This window comes from Paracoccus subflavus, from assembly GCF_004310345.1.
In the GTDB taxonomy this organism is placed as follows: Bacteria; Pseudomonadota; Alphaproteobacteria; order Rhodobacterales; family Rhodobacteraceae; genus Paracoccus; species Paracoccus subflavus.
Map to the genome: position 1 here is coordinate 302,641 of NZ_SISK01000001.1, position 19,058 is coordinate 321,698.

19 protein-coding genes are annotated in these 19,058 nt (G+C 65.9%); 2 read left to right on the forward strand and 17 right to left on the reverse strand.

Annotated features, from left to right (window positions below; translation table 11 throughout):
* Positions 1–13: 13 nt before the first annotated feature.
* From EYE42_RS01570 to EYE42_RS01585, 4 genes are all read right to left on the reverse strand, one after another.
* Complete coding sequence (locus EYE42_RS01570) at positions 14–718, reverse strand: ABC transporter ATP-binding protein (RefSeq protein WP_130989546.1); 705 nt, start codon at positions 716–718, stop codon at positions 14–16.
* Entirely contained in the window at positions 715–1,479 is a 765-nt protein-coding gene (locus EYE42_RS01575) for an MlaE family ABC transporter permease (protein WP_246020548.1), read from the reverse strand. Before EYE42_RS01575 ends, EYE42_RS01570 begins: the two co-directional genes overlap by 4 nt.
* Positions 1,476–2,492 carry an alanine racemase gene (alr, locus tag EYE42_RS01580; protein ID WP_130989547.1) on the reverse strand — a complete coding sequence of 339 codons (1,017 nt, stop codon included), beginning with the start codon at positions 2,490–2,492 and terminating at the stop codon, positions 1,476–1,478. Before alr ends, EYE42_RS01575 begins: the two co-directional genes overlap by 4 nt.
* A 61-nt stretch (positions 2,493–2,553) precedes the next feature.
* The gene (locus tag EYE42_RS01585) at positions 2,554–3,315 is read right to left on the reverse strand and encodes an NAD kinase (RefSeq protein ID WP_130989548.1); all 762 of its coding nucleotides are present in this window, start codon (positions 3,313–3,315) and stop codon (positions 2,554–2,556) included.
* A gap of 175 nt (positions 3,316–3,490) precedes the next feature.
* Here EYE42_RS01585 and glyA point away from each other — a divergent pair, with 175 nt between their 5' ends.
* On the forward strand, positions 3,491–4,786 hold the full coding sequence (gene glyA / locus EYE42_RS01590) for a serine hydroxymethyltransferase (RefSeq protein ID WP_165455679.1): 1,296 nt from the start codon (positions 3,491–3,493) through the stop codon (positions 4,784–4,786).
* Positions 4,787–4,840: 54 nt separating this feature from the next.
* Here glyA and EYE42_RS01595 read toward each other — a convergent pair whose 3' ends face one another.
* Both EYE42_RS01595 and EYE42_RS01600 read right to left on the reverse strand, forming a co-directional pair.
* Entirely contained in the window at positions 4,841–5,746 is a 906-nt protein-coding gene (locus EYE42_RS01595; protein ID WP_246020549.1) for a DMT family transporter, read from the reverse strand.
* Positions 5,747–5,776: 30 nt separating this feature from the next.
* Positions 5,777–6,370, reverse strand: coding sequence for a LysE/ArgO family amino acid transporter (locus tag EYE42_RS01600; RefSeq protein WP_130989550.1), 594 nt, complete (start codon positions 6,368–6,370; stop codon positions 5,777–5,779).
* An 80-nt stretch (positions 6,371–6,450) separates the two neighbouring features.
* Here EYE42_RS01600 and EYE42_RS01605 point away from each other — a divergent pair, with 80 nt between their 5' ends.
* The gene (locus tag EYE42_RS01605) at positions 6,451–7,311 is read left to right on the forward strand and encodes a LysR family transcriptional regulator ArgP (RefSeq protein WP_130989551.1); all 861 of its coding nucleotides are present in this window, start codon (positions 6,451–6,453) and stop codon (positions 7,309–7,311) included.
* A gap of 50 nt (positions 7,312–7,361) precedes the next feature.
* Here the strand turns inward: EYE42_RS01605 and EYE42_RS01610 are convergent, their stop codons facing one another.
* The 11 genes from EYE42_RS01610 to sufC form a co-directional block, all read right to left on the reverse strand.
* Positions 7,362–8,105 carry a YebC/PmpR family DNA-binding transcriptional regulator gene (locus EYE42_RS01610; protein ID WP_130989552.1) on the reverse strand — a complete coding sequence of 248 codons (744 nt, stop codon included), beginning with the start codon at positions 8,103–8,105 and terminating at the stop codon, positions 7,362–7,364.
* Positions 8,106–8,124: 19 nt separating this feature from the next.
* Entirely contained in the window at positions 8,125–8,292 is a 168-nt protein-coding gene (locus EYE42_RS15910) for a hypothetical protein (protein WP_165455680.1), read from the reverse strand.
* A gap of 60 nt (positions 8,293–8,352) precedes the next feature.
* The gene (locus tag EYE42_RS01615) at positions 8,353–10,131 is read right to left on the reverse strand and encodes an SLC13 family permease (protein ID WP_130989553.1); all 1,779 of its coding nucleotides are present in this window, start codon (positions 10,129–10,131) and stop codon (positions 8,353–8,355) included.
* Between the two features lie 84 nt (positions 10,132–10,215).
* Positions 10,216–11,037 carry a TIGR00282 family metallophosphoesterase gene (locus EYE42_RS01620; RefSeq protein WP_130989554.1) on the reverse strand — a complete coding sequence of 274 codons (822 nt, stop codon included), beginning with the start codon at positions 11,035–11,037 and terminating at the stop codon, positions 10,216–10,218.
* A 43-nt stretch (positions 11,038–11,080) separates the two neighbouring features.
* Positions 11,081–13,267 carry an excinuclease ABC subunit UvrB gene (gene uvrB / locus EYE42_RS01625; RefSeq protein ID WP_130989555.1) on the reverse strand — a complete coding sequence of 729 codons (2,187 nt, stop codon included), beginning with the start codon at positions 13,265–13,267 and terminating at the stop codon, positions 11,081–11,083.
* An 80-nt stretch (positions 13,268–13,347) separates the two neighbouring features.
* Positions 13,348–14,562 carry an NAD(P)/FAD-dependent oxidoreductase gene (locus EYE42_RS01630; protein ID WP_130989556.1) on the reverse strand — a complete coding sequence of 405 codons (1,215 nt, stop codon included), beginning with the start codon at positions 14,560–14,562 and terminating at the stop codon, positions 13,348–13,350.
* Between the two features lie 101 nt (positions 14,563–14,663).
* Entirely contained in the window at positions 14,664–15,875 is a 1,212-nt protein-coding gene (locus EYE42_RS01635) for a cysteine desulfurase (RefSeq protein ID WP_130989557.1), read from the reverse strand.
* Positions 15,872–16,465 carry a YIP1 family protein gene (locus EYE42_RS01640; RefSeq protein WP_130989558.1) on the reverse strand — a complete coding sequence of 198 codons (594 nt, stop codon included), beginning with the start codon at positions 16,463–16,465 and terminating at the stop codon, positions 15,872–15,874. The genes EYE42_RS01635 and EYE42_RS01640 overlap by 4 nt, the downstream gene beginning before the upstream one ends.
* Positions 16,462–16,980 (reverse strand): hypothetical protein, encoded by a 519-nt coding sequence (locus tag EYE42_RS01645; protein WP_130989559.1) that lies wholly within the window; start codon positions 16,978–16,980, stop codon positions 16,462–16,464. Before EYE42_RS01645 ends, EYE42_RS01640 begins: the two co-directional genes overlap by 4 nt.
* On the reverse strand, positions 16,953–18,251 hold the full coding sequence (locus EYE42_RS01650) for a SufB/SufD family protein (RefSeq protein WP_165455695.1): 1,299 nt from the start codon (positions 18,249–18,251) through the stop codon (positions 16,953–16,955). Before EYE42_RS01650 ends, EYE42_RS01645 begins: the two co-directional genes overlap by 28 nt.
* 50 nt (positions 18,252–18,301) lie before the next feature.
* Positions 18,302–19,057 (reverse strand): Fe-S cluster assembly ATPase SufC, encoded by a 756-nt coding sequence (gene sufC / locus EYE42_RS01655; protein WP_130989561.1) that lies wholly within the window; start codon positions 19,055–19,057, stop codon positions 18,302–18,304.
* Between the last annotated feature and the right edge of the window lies 1 nt (position 19,058).

The window sequence follows — 19,058 nt, forward strand, 5'->3', positions numbered from 1 at the left end:
TTCAGGCCATCGGCTAGGATCGCCCCAGGAAACCCGCAAGGGGGGCCGCGCGATCCATCCCGGCAACCGGACCGTCCCAGGCGATGTGTCCGTCCTGCAACAGCGCCACCCGGTCGCCGATGGCCCGGACCGAGTCCATGTCATGCGTGATGGTGATCGCGGTGGCGCCGGTTTCCGTGACGATGCCGCGGATCAGGTCGTTGATGCGCCGCGCGCGGATCGGGTCAAGGCCGGTGGTCGGCTCATCGAAGAAGATCACCTCGGGGTCGTCGGCGATCGCCCGGGCAAGCCCGACGCGCTTGGCCATGCCGCCCGACAGTTCGGCGGGCATCAGATCCGCCGTTTCCGGGCCAAGCCCGACACGGGCCAGCTTTTCGATGGCAAGGGCGCGGGCGCGGGCATCCGGCATCCGCTGGCGCAGGCGAAACCCCACGTTCTGCCAGACCGTCAGGCTGTCGAACAGCGCGCCCCCCTGAAACAGCATCCCGAAGCGGCGAAAGAAATCCGGGCGCGTCGCGGCATCCAGCGGCCGGTCCTGCCAGAACACCTGACCGCCGTCGGGCGCGACCAGGCCCAGGATGCATTTCAGCAGGATCGACTTGCCGGTGCCCGACTGGCCGATCACGCACAGGCTTTCGCCCTGTCCGACCGCCAGATCGACGCCCGCCAGAACGGTCTTGGGACCAAAGGCCTTGTGCAGTCCCACCGTGCGGATCATTCGAAGAACAGCCCCGTCAGCACGAAGTTCGCGGCCAGGATACCCACCGCCGCGGCGACAACGGCGGATTTGGTGGCCCGGCCCACCCCCTCGGCCCCGCGGCCGGACCGCATCCCCCACCAGCAGCCGCTGGCCGCCACGATCAGCCCGAAGGCCGCGCCCTTGATCAGGCCGGACAGCACGTCCCAGCTTTCCAGATAGGCGGCCGAGTTCGCCAGATAGGCGGCCGAGCCGAAGCCCAGCGACCTTGTGCCCACCAGCCAGCCGCCCATGATGCCGATGATGTCGCCCGCCGCGACCAGAACGGGCACCGTCAGGACCGCCGCCCACAGGCGCGGCGTGACCAGCCAGCGCATCGGATCGGTGGACAGGGTGACAAGCGCGTCGATCTGCTCGGTCACCTTCATGGTGCCGATTTCCGCCGCGATGGAGCTTGCCACCCGGGCGGCCACCATCAGCCCCCCCAGCACAGGGCCAAGCTCGCGCACCATGCCGATGGCGACAATGGCGGGCACCACGTCGCTGGCCTGGAAACGCGCACCGCCGGAATGGATCTGCAGGGCAAGCGCCGCCCCCGTGAACAGCGCCGTCAGGCCCACGACGGGCAAGGACAGCCAGCCGATCTGGACCAGTTGGCCGGCAAGGGCGCGTCCGTGGAAGGGATGCAGCCGGAACAGCCCCCGCCCCACGAACAGGGTCACGGCGCCGACAGCGCCGATGATGCGCAGAACGATGCGGCCGACGAGACGGATTGGAGTCACCGATAAACCCGGTCATAGCGCGAACCCAGCGCGGTCAGGATTTCATATCCGATGGTGCCGGCGAAATCGGCCAGCCGGTCGACGGGTTGCGCGGGACAGACAAGGTCAAGCTGCGCGGGGATATCCGGCAGATCCGTCACATCGGCGGTGATCAGATCCATCGAAACCCGGCCCACGATGGGGCAGGCCCGGTCCCCGGAATACAGGCTGGCACCGCTGGAGGACAGCGCGCGCAGGATGCCGTCGGCATAGCCTGCGGCCACCGTGGCGATGCGGCGCGGCCTGTCCGCCGTCCATGTCGCGCTGTAGCCCACGAATTCGCCGGGCCGCACCATCCGGGTCTGGATCACCGGCAGCGACAGCCGGACGACGGGCAGGGCCTCGGCAAAAGGCAGCGCCCCGTAAAGGCCGATGCCGGGACGGATCAGGTCGAAATGATAATCCGGACCCAGCAGCGTGCCGCCCGTGGCCGACAGCGACCGGGGCACATTGCAGCCATCCGTCATGGCGCGAAAGGCCGACAGTTGCATGGCATTGGCGGGGTGGCCGGGCTCATCCGCGCAGGCCAGGTGCGACATGATGAAATCGGGGCCTGCCGCCAGGGCCTCGGCCCGGATCGCCGCCCATTCGCCGGGCTCAAGCCCCAGGCGGTTCATGCCGGTGTCAAGCTGGATCGCAAAGGGCCTGCCGGGGCGCAGGGCACGGTCGCGAAAGAACTGCTCGGCGCTGTTCAGGACCGGGATCAGGCCGCTCAGGTCGGCACCTGCCATATGGCCCGACAGAACATGGATGCGCGCGTCGTCGGGCAGGTGGGGGCGTAATGTGTGCCCTTCGCCGGCAAGGGCCACGAAGAAATCCCGTGCCCCTGCCGCATAGAGCGCCGACGCCACACGGTCGGCCCCCAGGCCATAGGCATCGGCCTTGACCACGGCGGCGGCGCGGGCGCCGGGGGACTTTGCCGCCAGGGCCTTCCAGTTGGCGACGATGGCTTGCAGGTCGATATGCAGGGTCATGGCGGGCGTCCCGTTAGGATTGGGCATCTTCAACCAGAAATCGCCCCGCGCTTCCAGCCCGTCAGACGAACTGTTCGCGCAGCAGCCGTTCCTCGAGGCCGTGGCCCCTGTCGAACAGCAGGCGGTGGCGCACGTCCTGGGCGCTGCGGATCTGGACGCGCACGACATGGCGGGCCGATCGGGAATCGGCGTCGGCCATGACCGGACGGCGTTCGGGATGCAGCACCTCGATTTCGACCGCCGCCGCCTTGGGCAGCAGCGCCCCCCGCCACCGGCGCGGGCGGAACGGGGCAATGGCGGTCAGGGCCAGCACATCAGAGTTGATCGGCAGGATGGGACCATGCGCAGAGTAGTTGTAGGCGGTCGAACCCGCGGGCGTGGCGATCAGGGCGCCGTCGCAGACCAGTTCCTCCATCCGCATCCGGCCGTCCACGTGGATGCGCAGCTTGGCGGCCTGCGGACCCTCGCGCAGCAAACTGACCTCGTTGATGGCCAGGGCTTCCTGCACCGTTCCATCCGACCGGGTCGCGCACATGCGCAGCGGGTTGATGACCGTTTCCTCGGCCGCGGACAGCCGTTCCGCCAGGCCATTCTCGGCATAGCCGTTCATCAGGAAGCCGACGGTGCCCCGGTTCATGCCATAGACCGGCAGGTCACGGCCGGTCAGCGAATGCAGGGTTTGCAGCATGAACCCGTCGCCGCCCAGTGCGACCACCACATCGGCCGCCTCCAGCCCTACGCTGCCGTACCGGTCCGACAGCGATGTCAGCGCAGCCTGCGCAAGTTCGGCCTCGCTGGCGGTGAAGTGGATTCGTGGCGCCATGACTGCATCCTGCCCCCGGGACGGGCAGCATCGGCCGCCCCCCGGCGCAATGCAACCCCCGTTGCCCTCGGTGTCGTGCTGCCAGGGGATGCGTCGCTTTTGTGGCTTTTCGCATGGCCTGCCCTGGGATAAGACGGCCCCGAAACCGCCCCTTGGCAGGAAAGGACGCGCGCCCATGAACGCCCCCACCCGAGAAACCGGCTTTTTCACCGAAACGCTGGCCCATACCGACCCCGAGATTGCCAAGGCGATCGGTCAGGAACTGGGCCGCCAGCGCGACGAGATCGAACTGATCGCGTCCGAGAACATCGTGTCCCGGGCGGTGCTCGAGGCGCAGGGATCGGTCCTGACCAACAAATATGCCGAGGGCTATCCGGGCAAACGCTATTACGGCGGCTGCCAGTATGTCGATGTGGCCGAAACCCTGGCCATCGAACGGGCCAAGCACCTGTTCGATTGCGAATTCGCCAATGTCCAGCCCAACAGCGGCAGCCAGATGAACCAGGCCGTGTTCCTGGCGCTGCTGCAACCGGGCGACACCTTCATGGGGCTGGATCTGAATTCGGGGGGACACCTGACCCATGGATCGCCCGTCAACATGTCGGGCAAGTGGTTCAATGTGGTCAGCTATGGCGTGCGCCAGCAGGATCAGTTGCTGGACATGGAGGAAGTCCGGCAGAAGGCGCTGGAAAACAAGCCCAAGCTGATCGTTGCAGGGGGCACGGCCTATAGCCGCGTCTGGGACTGGGCTGCCTTCCGCCAGATCGCGGACGAAGTGGGCGCATACCTGATGGTGGACATGGCCCATATCGCGGGCCTGGTGGCGGGCGGCGCCCATCCCTCTCCCCTGCCCCATGCCCATGTCGTGACCACGACGACGCACAAATCCCTGCGGGGCCCCCGTGGCGGGATGATCCTGACCAACGACGCCGATCTTGCCAAGAAGATCAATTCGGCCGTGTTTCCCGGCCTTCAGGGGGGGCCGCTGATGCATGTGATCGCCGCCAAGGCCGTGGCCTTCGGCGAGGCATTGCAGCCGTCGTTCAAGGCTTATGCCGCACAGGTCGTGTCAAACGCGCAGGCCATGGCGGACGAGCTGATGCGCGGCGGCATCGACATCGTGTCGGGCGGCACCGACAACCACCTGTGCCTGGCCGACCTGCGTCCCAAGGGCGTGACCGGCAAGGCGACCGAGGCCGCGCTGGGACGCGCCCATATCACCTGCAACAAGAACGGCGTGCCCTTTGATCCTGAAAAGCCGTTCGTCACCTCGGGCATCCGCCTGGGCGCCCCGGCGGGCACGACGCGCGGCTTCAACGAGGCAGAGTTCCGCCAGATCGCGCGCTGGATCGTCCAGGTCGTCGATGGTCTTGCCGCCAACGGCGAGGATGGCAATGCCGACGTCGAAGCAAAGGTCAGGGCAGAAGTCGCGGAGCTTTGCGGGCGTTTTCCCCTGTATGCCGGGATGTAGCTGTCGGTCGCGACAGCCCGCCGAACCCCGCCCGGACGCCGCGGCGGGGTTTCCCTATTGCGCCGGGATCGAAACGGCGGCGTGGCGCAGGCGCGCCTCGCGCCAGGTGATATAGGAAATCGCCCCGATCATCATGCCGCCGCCCAGGATCACCCATTTGTCCAGCGGCTCGCCGAATACCAGCACCCCCAACAGGCTGGCCCAGATCAGTTGCAGAAAGGTGACGGGCTGCGTCACCGTCATCGGCGCCACGGCAAAGGCGCGGGTCATGGTATAATGGCCCGCCGTTGCAAAGACCGCGACAAGCCCCAGCCAGCCGATCTGCCCCCAGGTCGGCGGCACCCAGACCGCCCAGGCCAACGGCGCCAGCCCGACAGCGACCGTCAGCGACATCATGGCCACCACGATGGCAGCCGGCACATGCTCGGTGATCCGCTTGGCCACCAGATAGGATGCCCCAAAGGCCAGGGCGGCCACGATCTGCGACAGGTGGCCGGGATCCAGCGGGCGCAGACCGGGACGCAGCACGATCAGCGCCCCCAGCAGCGCCACGCCGACGGCCGCGATGCGACGGGTGGCCAGCCGTTCGTTCATGAAGAGCGCAGCGCCCACCGTGACGAAGATGGGGTTGAGAAATCCGATGGCCGTAGCCTCGGCCACGGTGATCCGCGACATGGCGTAAAACCAGGTGCAGACGGCCAGCACATGCAGCGCGGCGCGCCACGTCAGCAGGCGCCAGACCGGCGCTGGAAAGCCGCGTTGCAGGGCACCGATCAGCAGCGGCGCCAGAAAGATCAGCCCGAACACGAACCGGATGAACGCCGCCTGGGGGGCCGGCAGCGCCCCGTCCAGCCAGCGCACGATACCGTTCACCGCAACGAAGCAAAGCCCCGTGACCAGCATCCAGCCGATGCCCGCCAGATCGCGCCGTGTTTGCCCGTCAACTTGCATGATGTGCATCTGCGCTGCTTTTTCCGCCCCGTGCAAGGGCTATTCCAGGATCAGACCCAGGGCGATGGACCCCATGACGACGCCGATGGCCGCGTCCAGAATCCGCCAGGCGCCCGGCCGGGACAGGACCGGGGCCAGCAGCCGCGCGCCATAGCCCAGCGCAAAGAAGAACGCGAACGATCCGGTCATCGCGCCCAGGCCAAAGACCAGCGGGTCGGGCCATTGCGCCGACACGGCGCCCAGCAGGATAACCGTATCCAGCCAGACATGCGGATTGAGCCATGTGAGCGCCGCGATGATTGCAAGCGTGCCTGCCAGACCCCGGCTTGCGCCCTCGGGGCGCAAGGCATCGCCCCCCTTCCAGGCGGAACGGAACGACCGCGCCCCGTACCAGATCAGGAACGCCGCCCCCGCCCACCGCATCCCCTCGGCCAGCATGGGCATGGATCGGGTGATCCGTGCCATGCCCGTCACGCCCAGAAGGATCAGCAGGGCATCGGACAGGGCGCAGAATAGGCAGACCCACAGGACATGACGCCGCATGAGCCCTTGTCGCAGAACAAAGGCGTTCTGCGCCCCTATGGCGACGATCAGCGACAATCCGGTTCCGAACCCGGCGGCATAGGACATCATGACTGCACCTCTGTCGCGTCTGTCGCACAAGCCCGCCATCAGCTAAACTGAATTCCGCTGAACCTGATGAAGTGCTGCTTATGCTGGACTATCCCGCCCTTGCTGCCTTGGCCGAGGTGATCCGCCGCAGTTCCTTTGACGGGGCGGCGGCCGCGCTGCATGTCACCCCCTCGGCGATATCGCAGCGTATCCGCACCCTTGAAGAACGAATGGGCGCAGTGCTGATCGACCGGGGTCCGCCGGTCCGCGCGACCGCGCAGGGCTTGCGCCTTGCAGCGCATCTGGATCAGGTCCGACTGCTGGAAGCCGGATTGTCCGACCCTGCGCCGGGCCTGCCCGTGCTGCGCATGGCCGTGAACGCCGACAGCCTGGCGGTCTGGGCCATGCCGGCGCTCGCCTCCGCTCCGGGGCTGGTGGATCTTGTCATCGACGATCAGGATCACGCCCTGGACTGGCTGCGCGCCGGTCTGGTCGTGGCAGCGATCACCAGCGACAGCCGCCCCGTCCCCGGATGCGACAGCCTGCGGCTGGGCGCCATGCGCTATCGCGCGACGGCCAGCCCGGATTTTGTGGCGCGATATTTTTTCGATGGCGTGACGGCAGAAACCCTGGCCGGCGCGCCGTCGCTTTGTTTCAACGGCAAGGACGCCCTTCAGGCCCGCTGGGTTCATGCCCTGACCGGACAGCGGCCTATCCTGCCCATGCACCGCCTTCCCGATCCGCACGCCTTTGCCGATGCGACGCGGCTTGGCCTTGGATGGGGCATGAATCCCGAAACGCTGATCGGTGGCGATGTGGCCCAGGGCCGACTGATCGACCTGGCCCCCGACCATGCCTTGGATGTGCCGCTGTTCTGGCAGTTCAGCCGCATCACCGCCCAGGCCATCGCCCCGCTGACCCAGGCCATGAAAAAGGCCGCCACGGCAAACCTGCTGCCCTGACGGCCCGTTCGATTCTGGCCAAGACGTTTGGGGGCTGGCCGTTGGCGTCGCTAGAGTTGCGCAGCCACTGGTTCCGACAGGTCGAAATTGCCGGTGACGTTCTGGACATCGTCGTCGTCTTCCAGGGTGTCGATCAGCTTCATCAGCTTTTGCGCCGTTTCCAGGTCGGTGATCTCGGTCGGCGCCTGAGGCTTCCAGATCAGCCTGGCACTGGCCGATTCGCCCAATGCGGCTTCGAGCGCCTGCGACACCTCGTTCAGCGCGGTATCGGCGCAATAGATCCAGTGGCCTTCCTCGTCGGTCTGCACATCGTCGGCGCCCGCCTCGATGGCCGCCAGCATGACGGTATCGGCGTCTCCGACCGACAGGGGATACATGATCTCGCCCACACGGTCGAACATGAAGCTGACCGATCCGCTCTGGCCCAGATCGCCGCCGGCCTTGGTGAAATAGCTCCGCACGTTCGAGGCCGTGCGGTTGCGGTTGTCGGTCATCGCCTCGACCACCAGGGCGATGCCGTTCGGACCATAGCCTTCGTAGCGGATTTCCTCGTAATTCTCGGCGTCGCCCCCTTGCGACTTCTTGATGGCGCGGTCGATCACGTCCTTGGGGACGGAATTCGATTTGGCTTCCTTGACCGCCAGCCGCAGACGCGGGTTCTTGTCGGGGTCAGGGTCGCCCATCTTGGCGGCAACGGTGATCTCTTTTGCCAGCTTCGAGAACAGCTTCGACCGGGCTGCGTCCTGGCGGCCCTTGCGATGCTGGATATTGGCCCATTTGGAATGGCCTGCCATGGTTCTTGTCCTTCGCAGTTCACAACCGGATGGGCGCTTTTAGTCCAAGCCCGCTGCCGGTCGCAAGACGGGGGCGGCCCTGGAAAAAGGGGCGCCCGTTCAGCCGCTCGACCTCGATCAGGTTCCAGATCAGGATGCAGGCAGCGCCCGGGGCAAACGTATCGGCCATGCGGAAACTGCTGCGCATGGCACAAAGCTGTTCCCTCCTGCGGGCAACCCTCGGCGGCATGGGACGTGAGGATTGCAGTCAGAGCGTCCAGACCAGGGGAATGGTCAGGCAGGCGACGATACCGCAGATGATGTCCAACGGTACCCCGACGCGAACAAAGTCGCTGAAGCGATACCCCCCCGGCCCATAGACCATCATGTGCGTCTGATAGCCGATGGGGGTGGCAAAGGCGACGGTCGCCGAAAACATCACCGCCACCACATAGGCCCGCGGATCGTGGCCCAGCGATTCCGCCAGCGCGATGGCAATGGGCGTCAGCAGAACGGCCACGGCGTTGTTCGACAGGATTTCCGTCAGCACCAGCCCCAGAAAATAGATCGCGATCAGCGTCACGAAGGGCGGCAGACCCAGCAGCCAGGGCGAGATAACATCCACGATCAGTCCCACCGTGCCGGTATGTTCCAGCGCTTGGCCAAAGGCCAGCATGGCAAAGATCATCGCCAGCAGGCGGGCATCGACAAAGGAAAACGCCTCATCCGCATCTATGCAGCGCGAGATGAGGATGACGGCGGAGGCCAGAAAGGCCAGAACCATGATCGGCGCCACGTCCAGCGAGGCCAGCGTCACCACCGCCAGCAAGGCAATGATGGCAATGGGCGCCTTTTCCCGGCGATAGGCACGGATCGAGGGCCGGCTGACATCCACCAGGCCCATGTCGGCCGCCAGCCGGGCGATATCCTCGGGCGCGCCTTCCAGCAGCAGCGTATCGCCCACGCGAACCACCAGATCGTCAAGCTGCCGCCCCAGGTTCTGGTCGCGGCGGTGGGCTGCCAGCACATAGATGCCATAGCGGCGGCGCAGGCGCATGTCGCCCAGCCGACGCCCGATCAACTGCGCGCCCGGCGAAATCAGCACCTCGACCGTCTGGGTGGCGACCGAGCTGAGCTTGTCCACCACCTGAAGGTTCTTGTTTCCCAGCAGTTCCAGCAGATCGGCCATCTCGGATCGCAGCACCACGCGGTCGCCGGGCTCCAGCACGACATCGGTCAGTTCTCGCCGCAACGACAGATCGCCGCGCAGCACGTCGATCAGGCGGACCGCCTCGCGCTTGAACAACGAAACCTCGACCGCCTTTTGCCCGACAAGGCTGGAATCCTGCGGAACCGCCAGTTCCGTAAAATACTTCATTCCCCGCCGCGCGCCCAGAAACCCGGCCAGAGAGGTCCGGTCCGGCAACAGATGCCTGCCCAGCAGCGCAAAATAGGCGATCCCCGCCAGAGTGACGGCGATACCGACCGGGGCGATCTCGAAAATGCCAAAGGGCTCCATTCCGTGTTCGCGGGCCACCCCGTCCACCAGCAGGTTGGTCGACGTTCCGATAAGCGTTATCATCCCCCCCAGGATGGTAAAATAGCTAAGCGGAATCAGCATCTTGGATGCAGGCATCTTCAGTTGCGCGGCAAGCTGGATGAAGATGGGGATCATGACCGCGACAACCGGCGTGTTGTTCATCACGGCCGACGCGACGATCACGAAGCCGAACAGGGCGCATAGCGTGACCAGGGGACTGCCGGTGGCGCGCGCCATGATCAGGCGGGACATCATGTCCAGTGCGCCTGTTCTGACCAACCCCCCGGTGATCAGAAACATGAAGGCGATGGTCCAGGGCGCCGCGTTCGACAGAACGCCTGCCGCGCTCTCGAAGGGCAGCAATCCCAGCACCAGCAGGACAGCCACCGCACCGATGGCCACGACCTCGGGGGGCTGTTTTTCGCGGATGAACTGGACAAAGGTGATCGTGACCACCACCAGCATCGCAACGGCCGCGTTCGTTCCGGTCAGCTCGATTCCCAGCATGATGTTCCTGTCGATCCGCCGATTCCCGGCCGTTCAGGGCGGATGTAGAATTGTTCTCCGGCGTGCCGCAAGCGAAAGCCGCCGTCAGACGGGCGCGGGATGGGTCTGGGCCAGCCTGCCCCCGTCGCGGACGGGTTCGATGGCGGTGGCGCGTCCGGTCCGGTCGTCGGTGACGATCACGGCGCCCGACAGGGTGGCCTCGCCCTCGGCCGGGGAAAAGCGGTCGCGGGGCATTCCGGTGATGAAGCGGCGCAAGGGCTCGGCCTTGTCCATGCCGATGACGCTGTCATAGTCGCCACACATGCCGGCATCGGACTGATAGGCTGTCCCGCGCGGCAAAATCTGCGCGTCGGCGGTCGGGACATGGGTATGGGTGCCCACGACACCGCTGGCCCGCCCGTCGCAGAAATGCCCGACGGCCATCTTTTCGCTGGTGGCCTCGGCATGGATATCGACAAGCGCGGCCTGCACCATGCCACCGGGCGGATGGGCGCGCAGGACGCCATCCAGGGCCGAGAAGGGGTCGTCATAGGGCCGGGACATGAACACCTGGCCCAGTGCCTGCGTCACCAGCAGCTTGCGCCCGCGCGCGTCGCTGATGATGGCGCTGCCCCTGCCGGGTGCCTCCCTGGCATAGTTTAGGGGCCGGATGACGCGCGGTTCGCGGTCCGCAAAGGCCAGCATGTCCTTTTGGTCAAAGGCATGGTCACCCAGCGTCAGGCAGTCGGCGCCCGATTCCAGCAAAAGCTGTGCATGTCCCGCCGTGCAGCCCCGGCCGCCGCTGGCATTTTCGGCATTCACCACCACCAGATCCGCCCTGAGGCGTCCCCGCAGGGGCGCCAGCCGTTCCACGATCGCGCGCCGGCCGGCACGCCCCATCACGTCACCAAGAAACAGAACTCTCATGCAGGGCTGGTTACGCTTTAGCCCGCCGCGCATCAAGCACCAGTTACCGCCGCCGCTTGGACCGCTTGTTCCCGCCGCGCTGACCGGCCCGCCCCGCGGTGGACCGGCCCGAAGCCTTGACCGCCTCGTCGGCGGCCTCCTCGATCACCGACTGCCGGGCCAGCGGATCGTCGGCCACCGCAAGCTCCACGGCCTCAAGGCGTTTCACCTCGTCGCGGATGCGGGCGGCCTCCTCGAATTCCAGATTCTCGGCGGCCTTGCGCATCTGATTGCGCAACGCATCCAGATGCGCCTGAAGATTCGCGCCGACCATCGGGCGGTCCAGCCTGGCGGTGACGCGCGCCTGATCGGTGTCGCCCTGCCACAGGCCCGCCAGCACGTCCTCGACATTCTTGCGGACGGTCTGGGGGGTGATGCCATGTTCCAGGTTATAGGCCATCTGTTTCTGGCGGCGGCGTTCGGTTTCCGCCATGGCGCGTTCCATGCTGCCGGTGATGCTGTCGGCATACAGGATCACCCGCCCTTCCACGTTCCGCGCCGCCCGGCCGATGGTCTGGATGAGACTGGTCTCAGAGCGCAGGAAGCCTTCCTTGTCGGCGTCCAGAATGGCCACCAGACCGCATTCGGGAATGTCCAGCCCCTCGCGCAGGAGGTTGATGCCGACCAGCACGTCGAAGGCCCCCAGCCGCAGGTCGCGCAGGATCTCGATCCGCTCGATCGTGTCGATGTCGCTGTGCATATAGCGGATGCGGATGCCCTGTTCGTGAAAATACTCGGTCAGATCCTCGGCCATGCGCTTGGTCAGCGTCGTGACCAGCGTCCGCAGGCCTGCCTTGCTGACCTTGCGGATCTCGTCCAGCAAGTCGTCCACCTGCATCTCGACCGGGCGGATCTCGATCTGCGGGTCCAGCAGGCCAGTGGGGCGGATGATCTGTTCGGTGAACACCCCGCCGGTCTGGTCCATCTCCCATTGCGCGGGGGTGGCGCTGACAAAGACCGATTGGGGCCGCATGGCGTCCCATTCCTCGAACTTCAGGGGCCGGTTGTCCATGCAGCTTGGCAGGCGGAAGCCGTGTTCGGCCAGCGTGAACTTGCGCCGGAAGTCGCCGCGATACATGCCGCCGATCTGCGGCACGCTGACGTGGCTTTCGTCGGCAAAGACGATGGCGTTGTCGGGGATGAATTCGAACAGCGTGGGGGGCGGCTCGCCCGGTGCGCGCCCGGTCAGGTAGCGGCTGTAGTTCTCGATGCCATTGCACACGCCGGTGGCCTCCAGCATCTCGATGTCGAAATTGGTGCGCTGTTCCAGCCGCTGTGCCTCCAGCAGCTTGCCTTCGTCCACCAGTTGCTTCAGCCGCCCCTGCAATTCCGCCTTGATGCCCTTGACGGCCTGCTGGAGCGTGGGTCGCGGCGTGACGTAGTGGCTGTTGGCATAAATGCGGATCTGGCGGAAGTTGTCGGTCTTGGCGCCGGTCAGGGGATCGAATTCGGTGATCGCCTCCAGTTCGTTGCCGAAGAAGTCGAACCGCCAGGCGCGATCCTCGAGGTGGGCGGGCCAGACCTCGACCACGTCGCCGCGCACCCGGAACCCGCCGCGCTGAAACGCAGCGTCCAGACGGCGATATTGCTGGGCGACAAGCTGGGACAGGAATTCTCGCTGGTCATAGCTGTCGCCCACCACCATGTCCTGCGTCATGGCCGAATAGGTTTCGACCGACCCGATGCCATAGATGCAACTGACCGAGGCTACGATGATCACGTCGTCGCGTTCCAGCAGCGCGCGGGTGGCCGAATGGCGCATCCGGTCGATGGCCTCGTTGATCTGCGATTCCTTCTCGATATAGGTATCGCTCCGCGGCACATAGGCTTCGGGCTGGTAATAGTCGTAGTAGCTGACGAAGTATTCGACCGCGTTGTCGGGAAAGAAACCCTTGAACTCGCCGTAAAGCTGGGCTGCCAGCGTCTTGTTGGGCGCCAGGATGATGGCGGGGCGCTGCGTCGCCTCGATCACCTTGGCCATGGTAAAGGTCTTGCCGGTGCCGGTTGCCCCCAGCAGAACCTGATCGCGTTCGCCTGCCTGAACGCCCTGGGTCAACTCGGCAATCGCGGTGGGCTGGTCGCCTGCGGGTTCGAAGTCGGTTTTCAGCACAAACCGCCGCCCGCCCTCCAGCTTGGGACGGGTGACTTCGAGAGGGCGCGCGACCGGCGCGTTCGTGTTGTTGTGACCCATCAGGCACCTTCTGTCGGCAGAACCCTGAAGGTGTGTCCTGCCGCGCGAAAGTCAACCGCCAGCCGGCGGAACGCAGCGCCTTACCGCTTGAAGCGGGCGGGATTCATTTCCGCCCAGCCCTGCCCGCCATCCATTTCGTCGGCCAGGATCTCCGCCGTCACAGGGCCAAGCGTAAAGCCCTGATGGCCATGGCCGAAATGCGCCCACAGGTTCGGCTGGTCGGGAACGCGGCCGACCGCCGGCAGCATGTCGGGGATGCAGGGGCGGCGGCCGGTCCAGGGCTCGGCCTCGACCGGGGCACCGATGTCGAACAGCTCGCGCGCGGCCTTTTCGCCGTGTTTCAACTGCGGCGGGGTCAGCCGGGGGTGGCGGGTCAGTTCGGCGGCCGTGGCGATGCGCAGGCCCCGCCGCATCGGCGACAGCACCACCGAGTTGTCGAAGTCCGCGATCGGATGATGGGGCGGCCTCTGGATGCGGTAATGGCGGTGATAGCCGCGCTTGAAGACCATGGGCACGGTCAGACCGAAGCGTTGCAGCAGCATCGGCGACCAGGGGCCAAGCGCCACCACGGCATGTTCGCCCGTCGTCTCATCCACGCGCCAGCCGCTGCCCGCGCGGTGCAGGTCGCCCGCATCGCCGTTGACGATCCGCCCGCCCCGGCGTTCGAACAGGCTGGCATAGGCGGCCACCAGCCCGCCGGGATCGGAACAGGCCCAGGTATCAGACCAATGGGTCGCGCCCTCGACCTCGATCCTGATGGCGGGTTCCAGGGCGCGCAGGGCCCGGCCATCCAGCAGCCTTGCCTCGACCCCGAAGTCATCCCGGAAACGCCGGGCGGTGATGCGGGCCCTTTCCATCCCGGCGGGGGTGCGATGCAGCTCTATATAGCCATCGCGGCGGATGAGGGTGTCGGCACCTGCCGCCGCGATCAGCGGCGCGTGCCGGTCCGTGGACTGGCGGATCAGCCTGCCCCAGGTCAGCGTCGCACGCCTGTGCCCTGCCGGCAGGGAGTTGAGGGCATAAGTCCAGACCGCGCTCACCTGCGACAACAGGCCCGGGACGTTCCACTTCACATCGTATCCCCGGCCAAGCGCGATCTGGATCAGCGCACCGGGCGCCAACGGCATGGCATAGGGTTCCACGGCCTCGGTCTGGATCAGGCCGGCGTTGCCATAGCTGGTTTCGCGCCCCGGCACGCCGCGTTCGACGATCACGACCTGATGGCCCCGCGCCTGCAAGGCTAGCCCGGTCGTGACGCCGACCATGCCCGCACCCAGAACCAGAATCTCTGCCATAGCCTTGCCCTGACCGCTGTCGGGTCAGGGATGCAGACATTCCGAAAGCCCTTCAAGGATTATCGCACGATCTTCGGCGGAGGTGCTGATCTTTGCAAGATTCAGGCGAAAAGGTCGCGGCAGAAGGTCAATCCTTCGACCAATGCGTCCACTTCTGCCGTTGTATTGTACATCGCAAAGGATGCCCGCGCGCTGGCGGTAACCCCAAAGAACTCCATCAGCGGCATGGCGCAATGGCTACCCGCACGCACGGCGATGCCGCGCTTGTCCAGAATGGTGGACAGGTCGTGGGCATGGGCGCCCTGCATGGTCATCGAAAAGATCGCGCCCTTGTCCGGCGCATCGCCCTGGACCTGCAGCCAGTTGAGGCTGCGCAGCCGGTCGCGGGCATAATCGCGCAAGGCCCGTTCGTGAACGGCAATGTTGTCCATCCCCAGGGCCATCAGGTATTCCAGGGCCGCGCCCAGGCCGATCTGGTTGACGATGCCGGGTGTCCCTGCCTCGAACCGCAGGGGGGGATCGGTATAGTCGACGGCGTCGCGCGTTACCGTGCGGATCATGTCGCCGCCACCCAGGAAGGGGCGCATCTCGGCCTGCCGTTCGCGGCGGATCCACATCGCGCCCGACCCCGAGGGGCCGTAAAGCTTGTGTCCGGTGATGCAATAGAAATCGACCCCAAGCGCCGCCAGATCGACCGGCATGTGGACCGCCGCCTGCGACCCATCGGCCAGCACCGGCACGTCGGTGCCCCGCGCGATGGCGCCGACATCGACGATGGTGCCGGTCACGTTCGACATATGGGTCACGGCGATCAGCCTGGTCTTTGGCCCGACAGCCGCCAGCACCTTTTCCGGCGGCAGCGATCCGTCCGGTTCCGGCTCGACCCATTTCAGCACCACCCCCTGCCGTTCGCGCAGGAAATGCCAGGGCACAATGTTGGCATGATGTTCCAGCACCGACAGCACGATTTCATCCCCCGCCTGCAAACGCGGTGCGGCCCAGCCATAGCTGACCAGGTTGATCCCCTCGGTCGAGCCGCTGGTGAAGATCACCTCGTCCTCGTGCGGGGCGTTCAGGAAGCGGGCGATGGTAGCGCGGACGCGTTCGTAATTGTCGGTCGCCAGGTTCGACAGAAAGTGCAGGCCCCGGTGGACATTGGCGTATTCGGCTTCATAGGCGCGGGTGACGGCCTCGATCACCTGGCGCGGCTTTTGCGCGCTGGCGCCGCTGTCCAGATAGACCAGCGGGCGATTGTTGACCTGCCGCGACAGGATCGGGAAATCGGCGCGGACAGCGGTGACATCAAAGCTCATTGCGGCATCTCCGGCAGGATTCCCAACGAGGCTGCGAACAGCGACAAGACAAAGCCTGCGACAAACACGGTTGCTATCAGCCCCAGGGCAACTTTCAGCCCGTTCTGGAAACCGTGCAACGCCTTGGTGAACTGCACGGTCAACCACAGGAACAGGACAATGGCGGCAATGCCCAGCAAGCCCGCCATTCCGGGCAGGATCAGGGCAACCCCAAGCTGCAGAATCTGGACCAGCAGCAGCAGGATCTCGATCCAGACGGTCAGCAGCAGCGCATCCATGAACGTGCCGGTGCCACCGAACAGACGGCCCGCGCCGGACATCAGCCCGGCGGCCAGCACGATGGCGCCCATCTGCGTCACCGCCAGGGCGATCGGCTGCTGAACCAGCATGACGCCATCGGTTCCTGTCGCGGGCGGGGTCGAGAAGAGCGAGGCTGCGATCCAAGTCAGGATCGCGGAAACCGACACCGACGCCAGAAGCGCCATCCAGCGGGCCTGGATTGGCCAGTTCTGACCGATCAGGGTCCGTGCCGCCTGCGCGGGATCACGGAAGGACAGACCGATCAGGCCCTTGAATGCGTCAAACGTCATCTTTGCCTCGACAGAGCCGCAAGACCGGCCCCCCAAATCGCCAGAAAGCCGGCTCCGCACACAACCTGCACCACGGTCAGGGCCGGTCCGGGACCGATCAGACCCGCGACCAGTCCGGCCAGCAGCATCGCCGGCGCAACCGCCAGCAGTGCCCAAAACAGCGCAAGCCGCGAATCTTCCGGGCTCAGGCGCCAGGGGGTCAGGCGCGACAGAAGCGATACCAGACCGGCAAAGGCATAGGCAAGAATCGGCAGCATGAACATGACCGCCAGCAGGGCGCCGCCCATGCGGGCCTCGAACGGGACGGACGGGTCCAGTTGCGCCATGCGCATATTGGCCGGAGCCTGCGCAAGCAGAAGGATGAGCATGGCCGCCATGAGAACAGCCAGCTTGGCCCCTTCCGGCATGGCGGAAAGACCCCGCACCACCCGGCGCGGGGCCCACCAGCTTTGCAGCACGCGGGGAACGATGCCCCCCGGCGCTGCCCTTAATGCACCGCGTTCAGCGTCAGCCACACGTCAAGCCGTTCATAGATTCGGTCGCGAAGCCCCTCGTCCTCGACCTCGGCCAAGGCGTCGGCCAGAAAGGACAGGACCAGAAACACGATGGCCCTTTCACGCGGAACCCCGCGCGAACGCAGATAGAACAGCGCCTCGTCGTCGATCGCGCCGGTGGTCGAACCGTGAGAGCATTTCACGTCGTCGGCATAGATCTCCAGCTCCGGCTTTGCCAGAAACTGGCTGCGTTCGTCAAGCAGCAGCGCCTGGCTGATCTGATAGCCATCGGTCTTTTGCGCGCCGGGCTTGACCAGGATCTTGCCCTGGAACACGCCGGTCGCGCCGTTCTTCAAAACCTTCTTGAACACCTGGCGGCTTTCGCAGCGTTCGGCCCCATGGGTGATGAATACGGTATCGTCGTGATGGAACGGCGCCTGTTCGCCATCGCCCAGAACCGCCGCCGCGATATGGGCCACGGCATCGTCACCGGCGATGTCGATCACCGCCTCGTTGCGCATCACCGTGCCGTTGACCGACAGGGTAAAGGACTTGAACTGCGCCTGCGACGCGATACGGGCGAAAACATGGCTGATGCCGACCTTGGGGTCCACCGCGCGCTTGGACGCGACATGATGGAACTTGCCGCCCCTGGCCACGTCCACCTCGATCACGCCGTTCGACCGGGCACCCGACATGCCGGTTTCCAGCAGGGTCAGTTCGGCGCCCTGTTCGACCCGGATCACGTGGTGCCACATCGCGTCGGCATCGGTCGCGCCGCGCCGATGCACCACATGGATCGGCCTGGAAGGGGTCCGGGTGACGCGGATCAGCACACCGTCACGCGCCGCCGCCGTGTTCAGGGCCGCAAAGGGCCGCTTGACCGGGGTCTGGCCTGCGGATTCCAGCACGCCATACAGGTCCGCCGCCCAGCTTCCGACCGTATCGGCCTGCGCCAGTGTCGCGATCTCGACCCCGTCCAGGGCAAGATCGTCCGACGCCGCCTCGTCGAACGCCCCGTCCACGAACACCAGCGTCAGCTTGTCCAGACCATCGAACAGCGGTGTTTCATCGGCATGGGGGATCGGCAGCGCCTGGGGCACCGGAGCGTTGAAGCCGCGCGGGTCGGTATAGCGCCAGTATTCGTCGCGCGGACCAGGCAGTCCCATGGCGCGCAGCCGTCCCAGGGCATCCTGACGCGCCCGCGCCGAAAACCCGCCCTGCTGCGGCAGGTTCAGCGCCGCCAGGCGGGCGTCGAGCGCCCCGGCAGGTTTTGCCATCCCCTCGGCCATCCCCTCGATCGTCGGGGTCTGGTCCTTGGTCCTGATTGCCGTGTCCGCCATCAGCGGGCCTCCGCCAGCAGGTCGCCATAGCCTTCTTGCTCGACCTGCAGGGCCAGTTCCGGCCCGCCGGATGTGACGATCCGGCCATCGGCCATGATGTGCACGACATCGGGCTGGATGTGATTCAGCAGCCGCTGATAGTGGGTGATGACCAGAAAGCTGCGGTCGGGCGAACGCAGGGCGTTCACGCCATCGGACACCAGCCGCATCGCATCCACGTCCAGTCCCGAATCCGTTTCGTCCATGATGCACATGCGCGGTTCCAGCATGGCCATCTGCAGGATCTCGTTGCGCTTTTTCTCGCCGCCCGAAAAGCCCACATTGACCGGGCGCTTCAGCATGTCCGGGCTGATCTGCAGGTCGGCGGCCTTGGCGCGCACCAGTTTCAGGAAATCGCCCGATGACAGTTCGTCCTGCCCGCGCGCCTTGCGCTGCGCATTCAGGGCGGTGCGCAGAAAGGTCATGTTGCCCACGCCGGGAATTTCGACCGGATACTGAAAGGCCAGGAACAGGCCGGCGGCGGCGCGTTCCTCGGGCTCCATGTCCAGCAGGCTGTCGCCGTCCAGCGTGGCCGTGCCCTCGGTGACGACATATCCGTCGCGGCCCGACAGGACATAGGACAGGGTGGATTTGCCCGACCCGTTCGGCCCCATGATGGCATGGACCTGACCGGCCGGAACCTCCAGCGACAGACCCTTCAGGATCTGCTTGTCTTCTTCCTCAAGCTTGACGTGCAAGTTGTCGATTTTCAGCATC

Coding starts and splice junctions, on each gene's coding strand:
- EYE42_RS01570 (WP_130989546.1), bottom strand. CDS start 718: ATGATCCGCACGGTGGGACTGCACAAGGCCTTTGGTCCCAAGACCGTT.
- alr (WP_130989547.1), bottom strand. CDS start 2,492: ATGACCCTGCATATCGACCTGCAAGCCATCGTCGCCAACTGGAAGGCC.
- EYE42_RS01585 (WP_130989548.1), bottom strand. CDS start 3,315: ATGGCGCCACGAATCCACTTCACCGCCAGCGAGGCCGAACTTGCGCAG.
- glyA (WP_165455679.1), top strand. CDS start 3,491: ATGAACGCCCCCACCCGAGAAACCGGCTTTTTCACCGAAACGCTGGCC.
- EYE42_RS01595 (WP_246020549.1), bottom strand. CDS start 5,746: ATGCACATCATGCAAGTTGACGGGCAAACACGGCGCGATCTGGCGGGC.
- EYE42_RS01600 (WP_130989550.1), bottom strand. CDS start 6,370: ATGATGTCCTATGCCGCCGGGTTCGGAACCGGATTGTCGCTGATCGTC.
- EYE42_RS01605 (WP_130989551.1), top strand. CDS start 6,451: ATGCTGGACTATCCCGCCCTTGCTGCCTTGGCCGAGGTGATCCGCCGC.
- EYE42_RS01610 (WP_130989552.1), bottom strand. CDS start 8,105: ATGGCAGGCCATTCCAAATGGGCCAATATCCAGCATCGCAAGGGCCGC.
- EYE42_RS15910 (WP_165455680.1), bottom strand. CDS start 8,292: ATGCGCAGCAGTTTCCGCATGGCCGATACGTTTGCCCCGGGCGCTGCC.
- EYE42_RS01615 (WP_130989553.1), bottom strand. CDS start 10,131: ATGCTGGGAATCGAGCTGACCGGAACGAACGCGGCCGTTGCGATGCTG.
- EYE42_RS01620 (WP_130989554.1), bottom strand. CDS start 11,037: ATGAGAGTTCTGTTTCTTGGTGACGTGATGGGGCGTGCCGGCCGGCGC.
- uvrB (WP_130989555.1), bottom strand. CDS start 13,267: ATGGGTCACAACAACACGAACGCGCCGGTCGCGCGCCCTCTCGAAGTC.
- EYE42_RS01630 (WP_130989556.1), bottom strand. CDS start 14,562: ATGGCAGAGATTCTGGTTCTGGGTGCGGGCATGGTCGGCGTCACGACC.
- EYE42_RS01635 (WP_130989557.1), bottom strand. CDS start 15,875: ATGAGCTTTGATGTCACCGCTGTCCGCGCCGATTTCCCGATCCTGTCG.
- EYE42_RS01640 (WP_130989558.1), bottom strand. CDS start 16,465: ATGACGTTTGACGCATTCAAGGGCCTGATCGGTCTGTCCTTCCGTGAT.
- EYE42_RS01650 (WP_165455695.1), bottom strand. CDS start 18,251: ATGGCCGAGGGGATGGCAAAACCTGCCGGGGCGCTCGACGCCCGCCTG.
- sufC (WP_130989561.1), bottom strand. CDS start 19,057: ATGCTGAAAATCGACAACTTGCACGTCAAGCTTGAGGAAGAAGACAAG.